General features: G+C 59.2%; 1 protein-coding gene. It reads left to right on the top strand.

Features of this window, described 5'->3' with window-relative positions; all coding sequences use genetic code 11:
* Window positions 1-370: restriction endonuclease subunit S (locus tag LPW29_RS15410; RefSeq protein ID WP_238628740.1), on the top strand; the 370-nt coding region annotated here is incomplete at both ends.

Below are 370 nucleotides of genomic sequence, written 5' to 3'. Positions count from 1 at the left end.
AGAAAGCCATCAACCAAGTCAGCCTGAATACGGGGCAGCTGAAAAAGCTTTCTGTGTTCACTCCACCATTGCCCGAGCAGCGGCTACTCGCCCGCATCCTCGACACCCTCGCCACCCAGATCCAGAAGACCGAGGCGCTGATCGCCAAGCTGGAGAAGGTCAAGGAGGGCCTGATCCACGACCTGCTGACCCGCGGCATCGACGAGAACGGTCAGCTCCGCCCCAGCCCCGAGCAGGCGCCGGAGCTTTACAAGGATTCGCCGCTGGGGTTGATTCCGAGTGGGTGGGACCTGCTAACGCTTGGTGAAATCAGTCAACCGAAGCAATGGCCTACCATTTCATCAAATGAGCTAACAGCGTCTGGCTACCC

Source organism: Ectothiorhodospira sp. 9100 (assembly GCF_022227565.1).
GTDB lineage: Bacteria > Pseudomonadota > Gammaproteobacteria > Ectothiorhodospirales > Ectothiorhodospiraceae > Ectothiorhodospira > Ectothiorhodospira marina.
The sequence above is the reverse complement of the archived record's forward strand: the minus strand, read 5'-3'. Positions and strand labels throughout refer to the sequence as shown.